This is a genomic window from Synechococcus sp. A15-28, assembly GCF_014280175.1.
In the GTDB taxonomy this organism is placed as follows: domain Bacteria; phylum Cyanobacteriota; class Cyanobacteriia; order PCC-6307; family Cyanobiaceae; genus Parasynechococcus.
Map to the genome: position 1 here is coordinate 393,143 of NZ_CP047931.1, position 14,797 is coordinate 407,939.

General features: G+C 47.4%; 17 protein-coding genes. 9 read left to right on the plus strand and 8 right to left on the minus strand.

Features of this window, described 5'->3' with window-relative positions; genetic code table 11:
- Positions 1-932: 932 nt before the first annotated feature.
- Entirely contained in the window at positions 933-1,136 is a 204-nt protein-coding gene (locus tag SynA1528_RS02040; RefSeq protein WP_186587472.1) for a hypothetical protein, read from the minus strand.
- A 554-nt stretch (positions 1,137-1,690) separates the two neighbouring features.
- Complete coding sequence (locus SynA1528_RS02045) at positions 1,691-1,885, minus strand: hypothetical protein (protein ID WP_186587473.1); 195 nt, start codon at positions 1,883-1,885, stop codon at positions 1,691-1,693.
- A 198-nt stretch (positions 1,886-2,083) separates the two neighbouring features.
- On the opposite strand from SynA1528_RS02045, the gene SynA1528_RS02050 reads away from it, so the two are divergent.
- The 6 genes from SynA1528_RS02050 to SynA1528_RS02075 all read left to right on the plus strand — a co-directional run bounded on the left by SynA1528_RS02050 (position 2,084) and on the right by SynA1528_RS02075 (position 6,271).
- On the plus strand, positions 2,084-2,293 hold the full coding sequence (locus SynA1528_RS02050) for a DUF1651 domain-containing protein (protein ID WP_353616636.1): 210 nt from the start codon (positions 2,084-2,086) through the stop codon (positions 2,291-2,293).
- Positions 2,294-2,343: 50 nt separating this feature from the next.
- Complete coding sequence (locus SynA1528_RS02055; RefSeq protein WP_186587474.1) at positions 2,344-2,733, plus strand: putative quinol monooxygenase; 390 nt, start codon at positions 2,344-2,346, stop codon at positions 2,731-2,733.
- A 503-nt stretch (positions 2,734-3,236) separates the two neighbouring features.
- Positions 3,237-3,554: a DUF3303 domain-containing protein gene (locus SynA1528_RS02060; RefSeq protein WP_186587475.1), complete on the plus strand. Its 318-nt coding sequence runs from the start codon at positions 3,237-3,239 to the stop codon at positions 3,552-3,554.
- 652 nt (positions 3,555-4,206) lie between these two features.
- Entirely contained in the window at positions 4,207-4,620 is a 414-nt protein-coding gene (locus SynA1528_RS02065) for a hypothetical protein (RefSeq protein WP_186587476.1), read from the plus strand.
- 308 nt (positions 4,621-4,928) lie between these two features.
- Positions 4,929-5,348, plus strand: a complete 420-nt coding sequence (locus tag SynA1528_RS02070; protein WP_186587477.1) for a cupin domain-containing protein — start codon at positions 4,929-4,931, stop codon at positions 5,346-5,348.
- Between the two features lie 365 nt (positions 5,349-5,713).
- Positions 5,714-6,271: a phytanoyl-CoA dioxygenase family protein gene (locus SynA1528_RS02075; RefSeq protein ID WP_186587478.1), complete on the plus strand. Its 558-nt coding sequence runs from the start codon at positions 5,714-5,716 to the stop codon at positions 6,269-6,271.
- A 241-nt stretch (positions 6,272-6,512) separates the two neighbouring features.
- Here SynA1528_RS02075 and SynA1528_RS02080 read toward each other — a convergent pair whose 3' ends face one another.
- Together SynA1528_RS02080 and SynA1528_RS02085 are read right to left on the minus strand one after the other, a co-directional pair.
- Positions 6,513-6,737, minus strand: a complete 225-nt coding sequence (locus SynA1528_RS02080) for a hypothetical protein (protein ID WP_186587479.1) — start codon at positions 6,735-6,737, stop codon at positions 6,513-6,515.
- 64 nt (positions 6,738-6,801) lie between these two features.
- The gene (locus SynA1528_RS02085; RefSeq protein ID WP_006851016.1) at positions 6,802-6,966 is read right to left on the minus strand and encodes a hypothetical protein; all 165 of its coding nucleotides are present in this window, start codon (positions 6,964-6,966) and stop codon (positions 6,802-6,804) included.
- Positions 6,967-7,328: 362 nt separating this feature from the next.
- Between SynA1528_RS02085 and SynA1528_RS02090 the strand changes: the two genes are divergently transcribed.
- Together SynA1528_RS02090 and SynA1528_RS02095 are read left to right on the plus strand one after the other, a co-directional pair.
- Positions 7,329-8,420 (plus strand): matrixin family metalloprotease, encoded by a 1,092-nt coding sequence (locus SynA1528_RS02090; RefSeq protein WP_186587480.1) that lies wholly within the window; start codon positions 7,329-7,331, stop codon positions 8,418-8,420.
- Positions 8,421-8,655: 235 nt separating this feature from the next.
- Positions 8,656-8,904, plus strand: a complete 249-nt coding sequence (locus tag SynA1528_RS02095) for a hypothetical protein (RefSeq protein ID WP_286187859.1) — start codon at positions 8,656-8,658, stop codon at positions 8,902-8,904.
- A gap of 67 nt (positions 8,905-8,971) precedes the next feature.
- On the opposite strand, the gene SynA1528_RS02100 is transcribed toward SynA1528_RS02095, so the two are convergent.
- Positions 8,972-9,823 carry an SDR family NAD(P)-dependent oxidoreductase gene (locus SynA1528_RS02100; protein WP_186587481.1) on the minus strand — a complete coding sequence of 284 codons (852 nt, stop codon included), beginning with the start codon at positions 9,821-9,823 and terminating at the stop codon, positions 8,972-8,974.
- Positions 9,824-9,963: 140 nt separating this feature from the next.
- Positions 9,964-11,157: a hypothetical protein gene (locus tag SynA1528_RS02105; RefSeq protein ID WP_186587482.1), complete on the minus strand. Its 1,194-nt coding sequence runs from the start codon at positions 11,155-11,157 to the stop codon at positions 9,964-9,966.
- Between the two features lie 300 nt (positions 11,158-11,457).
- Here SynA1528_RS02105 and SynA1528_RS02110 point away from each other — a divergent pair, with 300 nt between their 5' ends.
- A complete protein-coding gene (locus tag SynA1528_RS02110; protein ID WP_186587483.1) occupies positions 11,458-11,754 on the plus strand; it encodes a TIGR03894 family protein in 297 nt (98 codons plus the stop codon).
- On the opposite strand, the gene SynA1528_RS02115 is transcribed toward SynA1528_RS02110, so the two are convergent.
- Complete coding sequence (locus SynA1528_RS02115) at positions 11,755-13,881, minus strand: adenylate/guanylate cyclase domain-containing protein (RefSeq protein ID WP_186587484.1); 2,127 nt, start codon at positions 13,879-13,881, stop codon at positions 11,755-11,757.
- The gene (locus tag SynA1528_RS02120; RefSeq protein WP_186587485.1) at positions 13,871-14,776 is read right to left on the minus strand and encodes a cache domain-containing protein; all 906 of its coding nucleotides are present in this window, start codon (positions 14,774-14,776) and stop codon (positions 13,871-13,873) included. Before SynA1528_RS02120 ends, SynA1528_RS02115 begins: the two co-directional genes overlap by 11 nt.
- Positions 14,777-14,797 lie beyond the last annotated feature (21 nt).

Genomic DNA, 14,797 nt, shown 5'->3' on the forward strand with positions numbered 1-14,797 from the left:
TCACTTATTCGAGGCGCAGCTCGATCCAAGCCATGGAACGGGGGCTTGGGCTCTGCAGAAGCTGTGTGATGACTTCTTTGTATTGGAACGGTTTAGCATTCGCACCAATTAACAAGACCGCTGCAAAAAAAGAGGCAGTTGTTCTGCGTCTTGAGACTGCCCTCATGGCGCCTGACGCCACCCCTTCTCCGAAATACCGCGGCATCAGCTATCTGCGGCAAAACGGGTTCGCTACAAAGCTCTGATCGTTTCAACGATCCATGGGGAAACGGCCCCGCGTTGGACTCCTAAAAATCTTTTGCGAATCAAGTGCTTCTTCCCCCGAGTTCAAGGCCTCAGGAGTCAAGCCAGTCCTGACTCGATCATTGCTAGGACTTCTTAACAAGACCTACGAACTTAAGAGAGGTGAGCACCAACAAAAAACGTTTGCCTGGGTTGCTCATTGCTCCTTTGCTGATAGCGGTCTCCTTGCCTATGGCCAGCTCTACAGCAGATGCAGCAAGAGGCGGCCGAATTGGAGGAAGCAGTTTTAGAAAATTCTCTAGGCCAAATTATGGAGGAGGGCTACGGCGTGGAGGTGGTTATACAAGAAGCTACAGGAGAGGAAGATTTGGCTTTCCATTTATAATTCCAATTCTTGGATTCGGAGGCGGAGGTAGTTTATTTAGCCTGCTTATCTTGATTGCATTTCTAGGAGTTTTTTTAAATGCAAGAAGATATTAAGTACTACATTAGCACGCTCACGCAGTATCCACAGCTCGTAAAGCTCGGTGTATTAACAGCTTTTGCGCTGCTGGGTCGTTGGTTGTTCTTCACTGGAAGCCAGCTAGCAATTGTGCTTGGCTGCTTGATCTACGTTGGCGTAGCTGTCTACTTGGCATTGTGTGTGGTGAGATATTTTGCAAAGCGCCGATAGTGGACTTGTACGGTACTCAGATGAGGCAGTAAGCCTTCAACACCTGAACACGGATACCTCCAAGCTTTTGCCATGATTCCAGTGCTTCCTTTTTTGACTGAAAAGGCAGCCAGTCGTCTTCTTCTATGCGGCGTTTGATGTGAGCCGCGACTCTTTTGGCTACTACCGCGTCGCTTTTAAAGCGTACGCTTATTGTGCTGCCGTTAATTGTCAACTTCATCAGTGAATCAAGAGTGTCGTCTGTTAGGCGCTGACAGCTGTTGTTGCTGCATCTGTCCTACCAGAAGTTGGATAAATTCAAGAGTTAGGTTGGGATTGAGTGGCTAGAGCTCTCGAGCCTGGCGAAAGGCCGTTGAGTAAGGGAAGAGAAATCCCGTCTCAAAGGCGTCTAACTCTTGCTCTGCAGAATAAAGGCTCCTTGTGAAGCGGCAATGGTTTTCACAGTCGCATACCAAGAAATGGCCGTCATCTGTCCTTTGGATGGTGGCACCATGAGGAGTCTCAACTATGAAGTCAGATTTCGCCATGCTGATGTATCGCGACAACCTTGTAATGGCCCTGGTCGTACTTAGGTTGGCGTAGCTGACAACACCGATCTAGAAATCAGCTCGCTCCCATACCCGCCTTAGGTGCATACGGTGCTGCTGTTGCTGGCATGAACCAGATTTACCAAGCGGTGCTGTCACGCGAGCTGGACAGTATTCACAGCAATCGGCATCGGGGATACGGCAGCGCCACGGCAACATCCTGCGCTGAGGCGGTAGGGCGAGAGCCTTAGAAGCAGCCCTCTGTCTTCAAATCAGCGGTCACCTTCAACAGATCCTGTGAAGGAGCAGGATCAGAGACGGCATCTCTGAGGCGCTCCTCTACACGAGCCTTAGCGCGGAACATGGCATCGCATCTCAGGTAATCAACCGGAGTGGTGCAGGCGCTGAGCAGAAGCGGCAGGATCAGGACAAGTCGTTTCATGCCATCAGTGTCGCGTCAACCGCGTTGATCGCACCAGTGGCAGCTCTTACTCCATTGCCAGCTCTTGCGGGGCTCTCTGACCCAGGTGTGGTTTTCCGCAGTGCTTGCAGCCATGGCTCCTATCTCTTCGAAGTCAGAATTAATGGTGTGAAAAACAAGAATCCCCAAACCTACAGACCACGTGGCCACAGATGGCTGGTGAATGTTGACCAGCACAAGGTCGTTGAGTTCAAGCCTGAAGAGCCAACAGCAGATGGTCAGTGGGTGACACTGCGCACCTTTTACTGGCGCCCGCCTGATTCCCCGATTCCTGCGACGCGTCGACGGATGGCTAGACACAAGGCCATTGAGGCTTGGGAGATAATGGTCAAAACCGGATGGCGGCGATGTTCACCGCCTGTCAGATAAGCAGACACCTGCCTAAATCCATGGAAGACTCAGGCACCGCCTGAGAGCCAATGGCCAGTTTCGACAAGTCCACACCCTTCATGTTGCTGGCGCGAATGCACGTCAAGCCAGATTGTGTTGACCAATATCTGGAGCTTGCCCGCATCACCGACGCAGCTGTTCAGGCGACTGAGCCGGGCATGATTCACCACACCTTTGATCAGGACCCAGACGATCCCTTGGCTTTTGTGTGGTCTGAGGTTTACGCCAACGATGAGGCGTTTAGCGCCCACGTCTCTAACCCACCTGTTCAGGAGTACATGCAGAAACATGCTGAGCTTGGAGATGGCTTCAGCGTTGAGGTCTACGGCACTGTTGGTGATGAGTGTCGGCAACTGATGGAGTCGTTCGGCCTCCCGCTCAAGTTCTTTCAAACCAAGCTTGGTTACAGCAGGGTTTAGGGGGGCTGGAGACGCTGCCTGATGAAATCGACTTACAGCACTGCAAGGAAATGCAGCAGAGGTGCGTACTGCGGGACTGCCCTGACGGCGTGCTGGGAAGGCTTTGGCGCTGGGTTAGTCGTTAGGTCTGCAGCGGGGAACACTTCAGGCAGTCACGTCTGACCAATGACCCAAGACACTCGCATTGCCCTGTTCCTACTGGCTGAACCTATTGCAGAACTGCAAGCCAACAACCCTGACACCTTCAAGCGGTGACTGTATCGCGGCATTCAAGACCTAGGAGAAGCTGCCGTGACTTAGATGCTGCTGGATTGGATTGACCTGTTCATCACACGAGTCGAGAGGGACAGGATGGTGGCTTGGCACCTGTGAGTGAGCCTTTGAATTTTCTTGGGAGACCAGCGCAGTTCTTTTTGACAGTCAGGTTCCATGTTTAATTGCACACAACTTGCTGTTCTCAAGTTCAGCTATGGCTACCTTAGGAAAAATTTTTCTACAGACCTTTGCAGCACTACCTCATCGTTTGGAACTTCCCTACCGTTGAAGGATCCTGGGAGTCATGCCCAGGTTTTGCCGATTACATCAATGCAGGAGCACCTGGCGACAACTTCGACGGATTTGAATTGAAGTACCGAGTATGTGAACCAGTCAGCGGCAGCGGTGTGGCAATCGCTGAAGCAAGCGATATCGGTAAAGTGTGGGCTCATCTTGGCCCTTGGATTAAGGGCTACGGAATAGAGTTTGACGTAAAAGCTGTCGTTTCTGATTCTCAGTTTGCTGCCATGTGGCCTGGCGTAGAAGCCGCTGCGGCTGTGGAATAAAGAGCCTCAGTCTCCAATCCATCTTCCGAGAAAACACTCACCAGCCCCGTCAGCATTGGCGTGTTTTTTTGCCTCCTGCGCTTAGCATGCCTGCCCATTGCATTCGCCCTGACGGTGTGCTGGGAAGGTTCTGGCGGTGGTTGCGTGAGTGAGCTGATATTTCTGCGGCAGAATCAGTTCGACTGCTGTCGAGCGCATGAAACGTCTGCTCTGCTACTACCAGTTTTGTTGAGCTCAGTCGCCTGTCTATCCGCGAAAGCTCAGTTAAGTTCATATCATTTTTATTTATCTCATAATGCGATCCATTACTGCCTTTACCAAGAAGGTTATTACTCCGTTGATGAGTACATCTCCGAGGTGACGTCATTTGTAGAAAAGACTGATATATCTCACAGGCAGGCTGCTAACTTTATCGAAAGGCCTTCTTTTAAGTCAGATCGAAAACATCTTATTAAACAAATGGGTGGCTGCAAATTTGTTGCAAGATCATGGAACAAAACATCATTGCAGCAAGGACGTTGAGCACAAGTGCAATATTTAGGGAAGTGGCTATAGCTACGTAGTCGCAAGGGACAGGTCAGTGGTGATTTCACAGCACATAATTTTTGCCGAGCTAATGTATGTCAGCATCCTTGTCTAGTTATCTAGCGTAATGAAGCACCCTTCTAGCCAAGCTGCTCTCTGTGAATATTTTGTCGAACGCGGTGAAAACTATTGGACTAATATTCCAGATGCAGCCTTTGCGACTTATATCACATTTACTTTATTAGCCAATCACCTTTACGTTGATGATGAAGTTGAGGTCGTTTCTGAACATGGCGAGGAGCGAACTCTGCCTTGGCATGAAGTGCAGAAAGCTATTTGTGATAAACTTCAAACTCCAGATGGTTTGGTAAGGACAATAATTGATCTGATTTCTGATGTTGAGGAAGACGATGTGCTTGGTATTGGAGATGACGACCACCCTTATAAAACAAGGGATGAATTTTTTGGTGATATTAACTGGGAAAAGCTAGCTGACAGTTCAAAAATGTGTTGGCTGTTAGTTTGTATGAACTCAAAGTAAATATGGATAAGGACAATCGTAATGTATTGATTTTTTGGGCTGCAGTTGTAATTGCGCCATCACTCTTAGTTTCGTGCTCAACGAAGTACGGCAGCAAGCTTGAGGCTTCCCGTGCTGCCTAATGATGGTCTCTTCTTCACCTGTTGCGACCTCTGAATTATTGGTTATAGAAAGTTGTGCGGATAGCCAACCGTCTTCGGGCTTACGCATGGCAAGCAATTTACATAAATCGTAAAATTTTTACATCGTATCGATGGCAACAATCGAGTGGACGGCCATCAGGTTAATGTGAAAAAAATTTATTTAAAATGCTAAATTTCATTGTCACAACGCTCTTTTCCCTAATTGTTTTTGTGCTTCCAGCTGTTGCCAGCGCTGAACCAATTACAGTTACTGATATGTTCAGTTCATCCACAACTATTGAGGGAGATACGTTTAACTATCCCTCCGGTCAAGCCGAAATGCGTCTGGTGCGCGCTGAATTTGAGGAAGGTGCAACTTTTCCCCTTCACACTCATGCAACGCCATTGCTTGGCTACATCGAACAGGGGGAATTGACCTTAACTAAGGAGGATGGAACGAGTCAATCGTGGGGAACGGATGAGTCCTTTGTTCTTGGTCCCAAAACTCCTCCTCACACAATGGGAAACACTGGCAAAGGCACTGCAGTGATGTGGGTGACTTTCGCGGCTACCAAAGACCTGCCCAATCTTGATCTGGCATCTTGATAGACTGCTTTGTAATTGTTGGCTCGCAAAAATTTTTCCTACAGAATTGACAGGATGAGATGTTTGCTATTAATTCTGAAGATCTAATTGAAGTCACTTGATGTGATTGTCACTTGGTCTGCATAACTAGGGGACTAGCGGCTACACTTGCTGTCAAAGTATTAAGACACGCATCGCAATGTTCTTGATTGCGGAGCCTCTTGCAGCCCCGCAGCCAATGACTCTTAGACATTTATGGCTTGGCTATCCGGTAGACTTCATTCGCCTTGCAAACGATATATTCCAAAATATATCGTCAATATTCTTCACTCCGTTTTTTCACAAAGTTTAGCCTAATTTTGGCACATTTTGAATATGTTATTAGAATGAACCCAACCATTGTAGAGTACGATTCAGCCCGCTATGACTTCAGGAAGTGGGCTTGCGAGGTTTTGGGAGTCCAGGAACTTGAGATAATTCATCGTTTGAATAAAGTCAAGACTTGCAATATCAGTCCAACCGCCAATCAGTTGGCTAAGTCGTTCTCGTCCATTCTGGAAATCTATAAGTCGTTTGTGCTGAATGTGCTAGACAAGGAAATTGGTGGTGTTGCTAATTTCCAGAGCCCGCCTTCGTTTCGCTTTCATTACAGCGGACTAGGAAGCAGCGTTTTTCATCGCGATCGGGATTTTGGGGTTGAGCAGGGTAAGATTAATGTTTGGGTACCATTGACTGATGTGTGGGGAGATAATTCTCTTTGGATTGAAGGGACAGAAGGTGCTGAAGATCACGAGCCCATTACGATGAAATTTGGTCAGATGCTTCTTTTTGACGGTGTAAATATCAGCCATGGAACTAAAATCAATACGACATCATCAACTCGTGTTAGTTTTGATCTCCGCGTTCTTCTTGGCGAAGGGCCTCCTCGGCCAGCTTCATACTGAGACTTTCAACGAATAGGATATTTATTAAAAATTAGTTTTAGTTGGGAAATTTTCAGATAATGAGACATGAGGAATAACCGCTTGGCCGGATTTTTGAGTGCCTGATTGATTATCCTCCCGAAATTTTACGACAAAACCTCTCACGTATATATGCAACCCTGTTTGCAATGGCGGGAGTTTTTACATGGACCACCAAGGAAGCTGGCGAAAGTCACTGACTTGATGAAGCGAATCCAAGCTTTTACTTCTGGCCCCAGTTGAATCCGAACCGCTGCTGAGCAGAAGCTTCCATCTCCCTGCGGATCTGCTGCATCGCTTCGCGAGCAAATGCCTTTTCATTCTCCTGTGCAGTAATGATCTGCTTCGTAAGAGCACGGAGCTTTTCAATGTCCTCGCAGCCATCGATCTCTCTGAAGGCTGCTTCCAAATGAAACCTTTGCTCAACTGACAAGAAATGATTGGTCATTAGAGATACGTAAAGGAGTACAGCCCTGCTGATATGGCAAGGCTGCTAATCAATCGGTGATGACTCAGGCTGCAGAAATGCTGTATGGAGCTTCAGGGGCGCTGGTGGGCATGGGGTCGAGCTTGCCTTGTGCCAATGCTTTGGCGCGGACATACATCTGACTTGATGTGGCACCAGCTGCTTCCATTGCCTTGGCGACGATGGCCCAGTTACGAACTTCGGTAGACATTTGAGGCTGAATTGAAGACGAAATAACTATCGCCAGCCAACAGACCTGGCCGTGACGGTGAAAACCGCCAAGGGACCGAACACGCGAAACGAGAAGTTCGCTGCTATGTACCTGGTTTCTCCGAGTGTTCGTCTGGCTTTGGGCGGTAACGAGACATGGCACATAACAGGCCAAAACGCCTGTTTTGCGTTGCCACTGCATCACCAGCGCAACAGCGGGGAACACTTCTGGCAGTCACGTCTGACCCATGCCTCAAAATACCGCATTGTACTGTTCCTCTAGGAGGGGTAATATCAAGAAATAGTGACATTGATTGACTCGGCGTAAGTCAATTCTAATATTTTGTATGTTGCAAATTATCAATGAAACAGATTGAGCCAATTGAGCTAATTATGTCTCAAGGCGAAATTGACGACATGAAGTCTGTTGTCGACAGCGACTTAATCCTGAACATATATATATCACCAGGAGGAGAGCCTCACACAGCATGGGATGATAGAGCGCAAGAGGACGTGAAAACTATAACTAAAAAGCCGGCTGAATGGCAATATAAAGTAATGCGTGAAGCCATGGAGAGAGTCAACAGGGAATTTGATATTACCCTTAACGAGGTGGAATATGAACAGCTTTCAGACACACAAATAAAGCTAACGACCGTTCCTAATGCGGATGCCGTTAATGGCTGGTGGATTCGTCCCTGGGACGGCATTACTGATATTTATTTATCAATGACATATCAAAGCGGTCTTGATGGAAGCAAGTATCCTGATGCCCATGACAATCCCGATAATTACACGCATGACGAATGGGAAAAATCCGAATGGTCAAAAATTTTTATTCATGAATTAGGTCATCTACTCGGTCTTGAACATCCTTGGGACAAGGATGATGGAGATTGGGCAGTTGACGGACCAAACGATATGACTGAGTACACGATAATGGGATATGAGAGTAGGGATGCCAGCGGTAAAGTAATGGATTGGTTCCAGGATGTAGATCAGCGCGCTTTGAGACAAATTTGGGATGCATCAACATCTACCCCAGAGCCTGAGGGCGGCATCATTGAATCGGTTCGCGGCAAGGGCAAACTAAAAGGAACTAGCGTCGCAGATGCTTTTACTTTTGACAGCCTTGAAGCCTACACCAGGAAGACTGCTGACAAGATCATCGGTTTTGATGCATCAGAAGGTGACACAATTGCCGTCAGCGCTGTCGCGTTCCCTGGGTTGGAGAATGTCTCCGATATCAGCTTTGCATCGACTAAGCGCAAGAAGAAATTAAAGCAATTATCTAAGAATGATTACGACTTTGTCTACTTTGAGAAGAAGGGTCGGCTCTACTTTGATGGAAACGGTTCTGACAAGAATTGGGGAAATAGTGATGAAGGAGGTCTTGTGGCAATCTTGAAAGGAAAGCCTGAGCTAACTGTTGAAGACATAACACTTCTTGCTTGATAAACACTCAATACCGAACGCATGGCCCCGTCAGCAATGGCGGGTTTTTTATTGCCTCCTGCGCTTAGCCGGCTTGTGGGTAGTGCCTTGCCTGAGGCACTGCTCATGGCATCATCAGCAGCGTTGGGCCGAATTGGACGTCATCTAGATGTACTCTGAAGCCCACATGCTTTATGAACTACCTGTTCCTATGAGGATGATATCGCTGTTAATGGTTCTATTAGGCGTCCCTGCGATGGCACAAGGCTTCCAAAAGCTTGATAGTGTTCACGGGTGGTTAATTGAGAGAAAACTATCGGATCAGCAGGAACCTATTTGCCGTGCATCGGTTAGTGGTGGCGGGACTTGGTTCTCAGCAAGAGTGCACTTAAACCCCAAAAATGATCTGGTGATCCCTGAAGGTCTAACTGCGCCAACGAAGAAATCAGTTGATGCAGCAATAGAAGCGCTTCGATTATGTCGCTCAAGCATTCTGTATTTCTAGGAATCAATCCTAACCGGTATTACGCAAGGCTGGATTTGCAAAAGTATCAAAGGAAGAACAAGGGTATCTAAAAATTCACAGATTTCCTCATAAAATAATCAATTGCAAAGTCTGGCAAGATTCGCGCCATTAAAGAACCAACGCGCGCAGGGTAGGTTACTAGATATCTTCGTTTTGGATGGTCACTTGTTAGCGCGTGAGTTACTTTCTCTGCAACATGCTTAGGATCCAGGGTAAACTTTGTATTTCTCTGAGAACTACCTAATTTGCGCCTCAAAGTCTTTTTGTAGTCATTGTAAAAATGGTCTTCTATGCATATTTTTTTGTGCAAGCTTTCATAAGCATTCTTCCGAAAACTTGAGAGGATAGGGCCAGGCTCTACAAGGCTCAATGCAACGCCACTATTGCCAAGCTCCATCCTCTGGGCATTAGAGAGGGCTTCAAGTGCATACTTGGAGGCACAATAACCACCCACCATTGGCGCTGTGAGAACGCCGTAAATTGAACTAATATTAACTATTCGGCCCCACCCCTGGGCGCGAAATGTGGGCATAAGCTTGTTTGTCAACTCCTGTAATCCAAAAACATTTACCTCAAACTGAGTCCGCAAATCATCGCGAGATAAATCTTCAACGGCTCCAGGAATTGCAATTCCAGCGTTATTTACTATTGCTCCAATCCCTGAAGGCGTTTTTCGCATCAAACTTGATACGCAATCATCAATAGATATTGAATCTGTCAGATCCATGTACAAGGCATCAAAGCCCTTGGAATGCAGCCTTTGGAGATCCGACCCCGATCTAGCAGTTGGGAACACATCCCAACCACTATCACGCAGACAATTGGCGATGCTTTCTCCAATACCTGAAGAACATCCTGTAACTAATACAGTTTTTGAATGAATCTTGGATGCGCGCATTGAATGCAATTTACGTTATTTATCGAAAATAGTATTGCTCCAAAATAACGCATCAAAAACCCGACGTTGTTAATGGTGCGGCCATTAATTTTCAGCTCTATCAGCTCGCCTCCGCAAAGGCTTTTCGAACGCTTCTCCATTCAGAGGTTCGGTAGCTGCGGTGATGCACCTCCACCGTGTGCCCCATGGCCGCGGCGATCAGAGTCGTCTTGCACGATCCCGTGCGCCCGAACGCTGAAAGTGTCTCTGAATGAGTAGGGCCGGAGCCATTCACCCTTGGCTTTGTATTGAGCCACCAGTTGCTGCCAGTAGGGCAGGCGTCGCAGGACATTACCCAGTGTTTTGCCGCTGACAGTGGGCGGCAGCTTGAGCTGGTCCCAGTTCTCCACCAGATCGAAACTGGTGCCGTCGACTGCAACTGCTTCCAGCCAGCGTGGATCGGTTTCTTCCTTGACGCCTCCGCGGGTGTTGTACGTCTTGCCCTTGGTGACACGAAGCTGGGGCTCGCCATCGTCGTTGCTTACTCGGGCGATAAACGCGACCTCCCAGGAGCGGACACCAAACACCCGGCAGATCTTGATGACGTTTCCCCAGGCCTCCGGCAGCAGCCGGATCAGCTCCAGCACCTCTGCGTCAGTAAGAACGGCCTTTTTCCTGCTTTTGGAATCTGCGCCACGGACCTCCAGATAGTCCTTTTCAGAGATGAGGAACGCTCGCGGCTGTCGATGCTCGGCTACCGCGTATTCCAGGAACTTCTTCAGTGCCAGGCAGCACTCCAGCCGGCTTTTCGGCATCTCGATCCAAGGCTTGAGTTCCTCGCCGTGCTTCTTGCCTGGCTTCTGGTTGAGCCTCGGATGGGTCAGAACCTTCTCCATTAGCTCTTTGCCTGTCTGGGCTGCTTTGCGGCCTTGTAGGCGCAGCAGGGCCACGTTCAGGTAACGCCCGTAGCTGGCCTCAAAGGTCTTCGGTGCGATGCGGTTGCCGAGGGTGAGCTTGTAGTGGCGAAAGGCCTTGAGGATGCCGGGCCATGGGGTCACGACCTCTTCGGCTTTGTGATCGCTGATCGCGAGCACGTCGGCGATGGCTGCCATGAGAGTCACTCCGCCTTCCATGACCGGCCCGTAGATGCGGCTCAGTAGGCCTTGAACTGGGCCAATGGATGTCTCGTCCCAGGGATAGGGAAGCGTTGCTGAAGCGTTTGCGATACCAGCGCCTGGTGGGAACTGCAGCTTGAGACGCACCTTCCCGTAGTGCTCAGACAGGCCCCATCCACGCCAATGCGCCGTGGCGTGCAGCGCTCTCTCCCAAGGCTGCTTCTTGGACTGCCGAGGCACGCTTCGGGATAAATCTCGGGATAAAACTACTCTCCTCGACTCTCCAACGCAACTGACGACTCTTGAAAACTACAGTGCTGGAGAGGGTTTGCTTTGATACCCGTTGCGGTGACTGGGCCAGATTCAGTGCTATCACCCAAATGACTCATGGGTCCTGGAAGGGCCCTTCCAATCCTGTTGAAGTCGCTGGTCAACAGAACCAACAGACCGGCAAGCGTCCCCGCTGATCAAGGGACATGTCTGGAACCTGGGACCTACGGCGGTATGGTGAATTGATTATGAAATCGACGGATCGACGCGATGGCCGCTGAGCACGAACTGCTGAAAGAAGTTGCACTGGAACTCTGGACCACAACCAAGAAACTTCGTCCAGGATTGCCGAAGGCTCCGCGGGCTCAACTGGTGTTGAAAGCATTGCTGATTCTTGGTGATATGCAAGATCAGCTCGAAGCTTCGATGGTTTTGGGTCTTATTGCAGAACAGGAGCCTGATGATGAGCCTGAGGTTGTTGATAATGGAACTGATAAAACAGTTGAGGAAACTTATGAAAGCCGATCAACGCCAAGGGTCGTACGGAAGCGTTCAAGTAATCGCTAATCAAGCAGACGTGGAGCAAGTCTGCATTAACTGTTGTTTGAGCTGAATCAGCAAAGGTTGTAGCTGCAGCGTCTCACTAAGAGCAGACAATTGCTCTAGTGCGACATTGGAACCCTGGTCGATCCTAATTTTCATGATCTGATTCCAAGTATCCAAAGCTTCAATCTGGCAATCGCGCAAAGACGATCGATGGTCGTATAACTCATAGATCAACGTCTCTTCTTTCTTGCCTTTCACAGTGATTTTGCCGATCATTTTGAAGGCAAATTTGTGGGTCGCATTTTCCTGTGCAAGCTGTATAAGAATTGCTTCGCTTACGATAATATTCGTCTTGAACTCCTTGTTGGCACCTTCAAGGCGACTAGCCAAATTGACTGTGTCACCAACGATTGTGTAGTTAAATCGATTTTCAGATCCAACATTGCCAACAATAGCTTCCCCAAAATGGACGCCAATACGTGTGTCAAACTTAAGAGGTGACTTTCGAACAGACCACTCATCACGAAGTCTATTGCTCGCGTTGCGAACGGCAATCGCCGTATCACACGCGAGTTCGCATGGGTTCGGCAGCGGTGTTGGCATCCCCCACATCACCATCAGAGAGTCTCCGATGTATTTGTCGACCGTTCCGCGGCTGGCTAGAACTTGCTCGGTAAGTTCTGTGAAATATTCATTCAGATAACTGAACAGTTCTTGGGTCTCTATTGATTCTGTATAGGACGTAAAGTTTTCAATATCAGTAAACATCACAGCAATATTTTCTGAATTGCCACCTAGCTCCGCAGTACGATCATCCAGAAGCAGCAACCTCACGACTTCGCGTGGTAGGTAACGAGAGAAAGATTCAATTGCTCGTGTAAGCCGGTTGGTGGCTTGAGAAACATTATTGATTTCGCTGATCCAAGCCTTGTTAATTGCATAGCGTTTGCTCAGCTCTAAATCCAAACTGCTGAGCGCTTGAATGCGGGCAACGATTTGATTCAATGGCCGTGTCAACTGACGGCAAACAAAATAAATTGCAATACTTGTGATCAATAAAGTTGATAGTTGAAGTAATAATAATGATTTTAATGATCGATTGAGTGGAGCAAAAACTGTCTCTTTGTCGATGGCATTCACTGCAATCCAGTCGGAATTCCCTGCAGATGAAGACATGGCAAATGTGAGAAGAGGAATGCCATCAAGATTGATTTCTTGAAATGTGTTGAAGTTGCCTCTTCTTGTGATCAGCTTATTGAGACGCCCCCATGCCGTTGTCGATAATCGATTCGGCGAAAGGATTGAAATCCTGACAAATCGAGAATCTGTTGCGGTTGGGAAGACAATATTACCACTCTCAAAAATTAGGTACGTAACACGACCATTGTAGTCTCCACGATGAAACTCTAAATAATCCTGAGACGCTTTCGGTTCAGACTGATCATTCGATCTGGTGCTTAACTTGAGGTTTTCATCATTCCTAAACTGATCACTACCAGCAACTCCAATGGCAGAACCAAGCTTCTCCAAAGGCAGGCAAAAGCTAAGGATGCCAATAACCTCTGATGATTTTTCCGGATTTGGACTGAAGATGGGTTGATCGGCACTTAAGCATCCTTCTGTTTTAAAACCAGCCTGCTGATATGCCACACTCCAGGTGAAATTACCCTGACTTGCCTTCTTAAAACCATCGTATGCCGTATGCCTGAGCTCAAGCAACCGTTTCTGATGAGAGGACTTTTCACGTTTGAAGCTGGTATAGAGAAGTTTGCCATTAATATCAAAGACACGCCACACTCGATCAGGGGTAAGTTGTGTTATTTCATTGAGGGATGCTGAGATTTGTTTGTCATCAAGTTGAACAATTCCAGGGAGTTTGCTGAGACCATTCATCAACAAAATAGTTGACTCTTTCCATTGATTGATATTTCCCACCAAGCCCATAACTTGATCTCGATTTCTGAGGTGCGTATTGCGGATCAGGCGTTCCGAAGTGGCACGAAAAATAATGATATTACCTGCAGAAAATAGCAATATGATCACTAAAGTAATCTGAGTTGTGAATGTGAATTGAAGTGACTTGACGAATTTAAGCTTTTGCTTGATGCTCGAGCTTGTAAATAGTTTTTGTCCGAGGTTAACTTTCATTGTCAATCAACTGCTTTGTGTTTTGGTAGGATTTAAACCACTTCAAAGATGCGAAGGCGATCAAAGATGCTAGGCCTCCAAATAACAAGATAGAAACTAGACGTTGACGAGCCTTTTTGAACAGAATGGCTTGTTCTCTTTCAACGAGAAGTGCCATATTCGCTGCTGGAATATATTGATATGCGCCAACGACCGGCTTCTGCTCATGATTCAGGTACAAATAGGTGCCTTTGCGATTACTAAGGGCATTGGTAATCCCTTCACTTTTAAGCGCAGGATATTCAGTGGCATTATTAGGGTTATAAATTTCTGTTGTGCGACTTAAGGATGTATACGCAATCGCCAATGTCCTTTCAGGAGGGTCTAGCTCGCGAACGTCTCCAGGAGTGAACATAGACTCATAAAGTGTTTTTGGATTGACGTCAACTGCGTAATAGCCTCGACGCTTATTTGTGTTATCGCGAATCGGAAATGCCAGTGTGGTTGTGGGGCGCCCTGAAAGTGGATCTTTGAAGAATCTCAGACTGCTATTAACTGACTTTTGGGGATCAATGTACGTCGTTGTATTTTGAACAGGTTGATAGCGTCCGACTTTTTTAATATCTGTAGAAAGGGAAAAAATGGCACCAGGAGTTAGTATGGAAATACTTTCCGCAGCAATATTTTGCTGGAATATTTTGCTGGTGTCTATGTTGCCTGTGAGTTTGGTTTGAGTATTGTTCGTACCTGGACGGAAGCGACGTTTGGATGATAGAACTTTGATAGTTTGATCTTGAAATTCTGGATCTCCAAGGTGATTGATGATCGTTGATATTAAACTCTCTTTGGCGTTCTTAAATAAATCGGCACGAGACGTCAGCACATTTTTTTGAGCTTGATAAGCCTCACGACCCAAGTTTTGAGTCTCACCATAGTA